Source organism: Bacteroidales bacterium (genome assembly GCA_012517825.1).
In the GTDB taxonomy this organism is placed as follows: Bacteria; Bacteroidota; Bacteroidia; order Bacteroidales; family JAAYUG01; genus JAAYUG01.
This window is the reverse complement of record JAAYUG010000200.1, coordinates 1-3,995: the sequence shown is the minus strand read 5'-3', so window position 1 is coordinate 3,995 and position 3,995 is coordinate 1. Positions and strand designations below refer to the sequence as shown.

The following is a 3,995-nucleotide window of genomic DNA, read 5'->3' as shown; positions in this document are numbered from 1 at the left end:
CTCGACCGCCTGTGGGCCGAAGGTATTGGCGGAGCCGATTTCTTTATTGCCGCCATTGGCTCGGCTATCGAGGTGTTCGGTAAATACGAAAAGGTGATGGACTACGAAGGCAACATCATCCGTGCCGACCGCATTCTCGACGACGTGCGGAAAATTGCCACCGATTATGCCGTGCATCAGATTCTGCATAACGGTTTTGCCGGCGAAATCAGCGAGCTAACCCGCTTTTACGTGCTCTGGCGCTGGAATTACAGCGAGGCCAGAGTACCCTTCGACGAAGCCCGTAAACTTGCCACCAGTTGTAACATCGACCTGGCCGAACTCTGGAACCGGAAAAGCTGTATCCGGAAAGAAAAAGAGTTTGTGTGTCTTTTAGGCCCTCATGAACGCAAAAAGGAAGAACTGGAAGATTCAGTTGAACTTATTGATGTGCTCCACCTTATCCTTCTGCTCTGGGAAAAAAGCCAGCGTACCGAAATGCTCAACCATCTGAACAAAACCGGCTTTGGCAAAAGTGAGGCCTTTTACCGGGTGGCCCAGGCCGTTTCAGAATGCCTGCCGCCTGAAAGCAAAGAGAAAAAACTGCTCGATGGCTTCCTCGCCGGCCGCGAACGCATACGCAATGAAATGAAAGTAGAACAACATAAACAAACACGATTAGACCTATGAATGCCTTTCATGCCATAGCCATCCCCCACAAAGATATACTCGAAGGCCGGCTCACCATGGACATCTTTGCCGCCGACCTGTGGGAAGCATTCCACAACCGGGGACCCGAAGAATACAAAGACCCTGTGACCTTTTTCCGGAAAACCTACATGACGGAAGGACTGGAAAACCTTCTCGGCATCATTCAAAAACGTGTCGAAGGGAAAGGGGGCGATCCGACCATACAGATTCAGACTCCCTTCGGAGGAGGCAAAACCCACTCGCTTATTGCTATCATGCACAAAGCTCAGGAATGGAAAGCAAAGCGTGTGGTTGTTGTAGGAACCAACCTGAGCGCATCGGATACGATCTGGAGTGTCCTGGAAAAACAACTGACAGGAAAGAATGAACATCTGACAGGCTTAACTTCTCCCGGAAAAGACAAACTGAAATCACTGCTCCAGGCGCACCAGCCATTGGTGATTCTGATGGACGAATTGCTGGAATATGCCACAAAGGCTGCAGGAATAAAGGTGCAGGAGAGTACACTTTCTGCCCAGACCATGGCCTTTATGCAGGAACTTACCGAAACCGCATCCACTCTCGACAAAACCTGCCTTGTAATTACCCTGCCGAGCAGCATTATTGAACATTACGATCAGGCAGCTGAACATCTCTATTCGCAACTCCAGAAAGTGGCGGGCAGAGTGGAAAAAATTTACACTCCCGTTCAGGAATCGGAAATTGCCAAAGTGATTCGCCGCAGGCTGTTCAGTTCCCTTAACGAAAAGGAAGCCAGGCAGGTAATAAACAATTTCATGGAATATGCACAAAAAGAAGGGATTCTTCCCCCGGGTACAGAACCTTCGGAATACCGCAACCGGTTTATCGATTCCTATCCGTTTTTACCTGAAGTGATTGATATTCTGTATCACCGTTGGGGAAGTTTTCCGAATTTCCAGCGAACCAGGGGCGTGCTCCGTTTGCTCTCGCTTGTCATTTCCGAATTAAAAGATAAGCATATTCCCTATATAAGTCTTGCGGATTTCAATCTTGCCCGTCAGGAAATACGTCAGGAACTGCTGAAGCACATCGGCACCGAATACAACAGCGTAATCGCTCAGGATATCACCGATGCTGAAGCAGGCAGCAAAAAAGTGGATATGAATCTGGGCGATGCATACAAGGGCCTGCGACTGGCAACCCGGGCCGCCACCACCATCTTTATGTACTCTTTCTCAGGCGGTACCGAGAAAGGAACCACTCTTACAGAAATCAAACGCTCGGCTACCACCCCCGATAATCCTTCCAGCGTTGTGGCCGAAGCAGTTGAACAACTCAAGGGGAGACTCTTCTACTTCCAGCTTCAGAGCGATAAGTACTTTTTCTCCAACCAGCCCAATATCAACCGCATCGTCCTTACAAAAATGGAAAATATTAAGGAGGAAGACCTGTGTGCATTTGAAAAAGAACTACTTAAACAGAATATTCAAAATACTAAATTTAAAGTATTTATATGGGAAGAAGATCATGCATCCATACCCGATACCGAAGACCTGAAACTGATCATCCTTAATGCCGGGAAAAAAACAGTTTTAGACTCCATCCTCAGAAACAAAGGAATGAGCGCACGGGTGAACTGCAATACGGTATTTTTTCTTTTCCCCAACGATAATGAAAGAGGAAGTTTTTTAACCCAGCTGAGACGTTACAAAGCCTATCAGGCTATAGAAAATGACAGCACTTTGCCACTTTCTGAAGAGCAGCGCAAAGGAATCAGAAACGAACTGAAAAAACTGGAATCGGAACTGAAAGATGCCATAAGGAGGTTCTACCGGTTTATTGCCATTCCCTCAAAAAACGGCTACAAACAGGAAGATCTGGGAATCCCCACCTATGGAGAACAAAAGTCAATAGACCAGGAAATATACGACAAACTTCGTTCCGACGGAGAGATTCTGGAGCAGATAGTACCGCTGGTGATTAAGGAACGGTATCTGGCTAATAAGCCGTTTGTTTCAACCCTGCAAATCCTTCAGGCGGGGTTTCGTTCACCCGGTGAACCGCGAATCAGGGAAAAGAGTGTTTTACAGAAAGCTATTGCCGAAGGTGTTGCAAAAGGCATTTTTGGTCTGGGCGAACTGGAAGCAGACAAACCCGTTTGCCGCTATTTTAAGGAAGATACCGAAGTTGGATTCAGTGATAATGAAATTATCATTAAAGAAGAAATCTGTATTGCCCAGAAAAATCAGGAAAAAGCAACTGGCACAGGTACTCTGGCAGCGAGTGCTGTAAAAGCAAAGCCAGAAAATGAGCCGTCTCTCACCATCGCAGAAGAGCAACTGAATGCTTATACGGCCAACCTTGATGCAATAAATGAAACAATCGAGGTTCCCAAAGGAAAAGCATCCGACGTAATGCGTATGCTCACTTACCTTCAAACAAAATTCAATAAAATCACCATAGAAATCAAAGCCACTGAAGGCCAGATTTCGAAACAGGATTACGAAAACAAAATAAAAGAAACGTTAATCCAACTCGGTCAGCATAAAGTATAATCTTCCCGGAACAGTCAATCCACATTGCGCATTTTAATGCAGCAATGTGTTTAACGGTTTGTTTATCTTTTGTATGGTAAGGTTTATTCCGTATGCCTGCCCTCTGGGCCAAACCGTGGTGTCTTTGTTCGCCTGCGTTTCTAATTTACCGGGTCTAATCTAACTTCGGAATTAATGGAACTGACTTTGGGGTTTTGCTATCCAGTGCGATATGGGTTACGCATCCTGTCAATCCTGCTAAAGCAAGCACTTTAACAAAGAGGCTTGCTTCGTGTTTTTGAACTATTTTTAAGGTAAGCCAGCTTACTATGAAACAAAAAATAGCACTATGAAAAAACTTTCTATGATTTGGATTACTGGCCGGTTCAAGTTTGTCAGGAAGAACACCTGCAACAGCACCTGTTATCCCTCCCAACGTTGTACAACCTAGTAGCTCAAGTACATTGAATTTTTTTTCAGGATTTTTCTCTTTCTCCTTGAAATGGAAGAAAAAATAGCAGCCTGCACCAGTTAAACAGCCGGTTATCGCTCCTTTTCTTTGATGTTCATGGAAATTTGCCATATGCTACTTTTTTCTATTTAAAATTTTTTTCTATCCTCTCCCTGTCTTCATTCCCCTTTTCGCTTTTATGATAGATTTCAACAAATACAATTTTCTGTTCTTCTTTGTAATAGGCATACACAACCCGCAATCCTGAGTTGACACCGCGCCCTTTCAGGCTTCTGCAGGCGATTTTCTTTACCTTTATCACACACGTCTGAATCTTCAGACCCGGAATTCTGAAACTG

The 3,995-nt window shown here is 45.2% G+C and carries 4 protein-coding genes; 2 read left to right on the top strand and 2 right to left on the bottom strand.

Going from position 1 to position 3,995, the window contains the following annotated elements; translation table 11 throughout:
* Positions 1 to 669, top strand: a 669-nt coding sequence (locus GX419_13395) for a hypothetical protein (protein NLI25691.1), incomplete at its 5' end; no start/stop codon positions are given.
* A complete protein-coding gene (locus GX419_13390; GenBank protein NLI25690.1) occupies positions 666 to 3,206 on the top strand; it encodes an ATP-binding protein in 2,541 nt (846 codons plus the stop codon). The genes GX419_13395 and GX419_13390, both read left to right, overlap by 4 nt.
* Positions 3,207 to 3,360: 154 nt before the next feature.
* On the opposite strand, the gene GX419_13385 is transcribed toward GX419_13390, so the two are convergent.
* Positions 3,361 to 3,768 (bottom strand): metal-dependent hydrolase, encoded by a 408-nt coding sequence (locus GX419_13385; GenBank protein ID NLI25689.1) that lies wholly within the window; start codon positions 3,766 to 3,768, stop codon positions 3,361 to 3,363.
* A 13-nt stretch (positions 3,769 to 3,781) separates the two neighbouring features.
* Positions 3,782 to 3,995 (bottom strand): hypothetical protein (locus GX419_13380; GenBank protein ID NLI25688.1); only part of this gene is annotated, 214 nt, incomplete at its 5' end.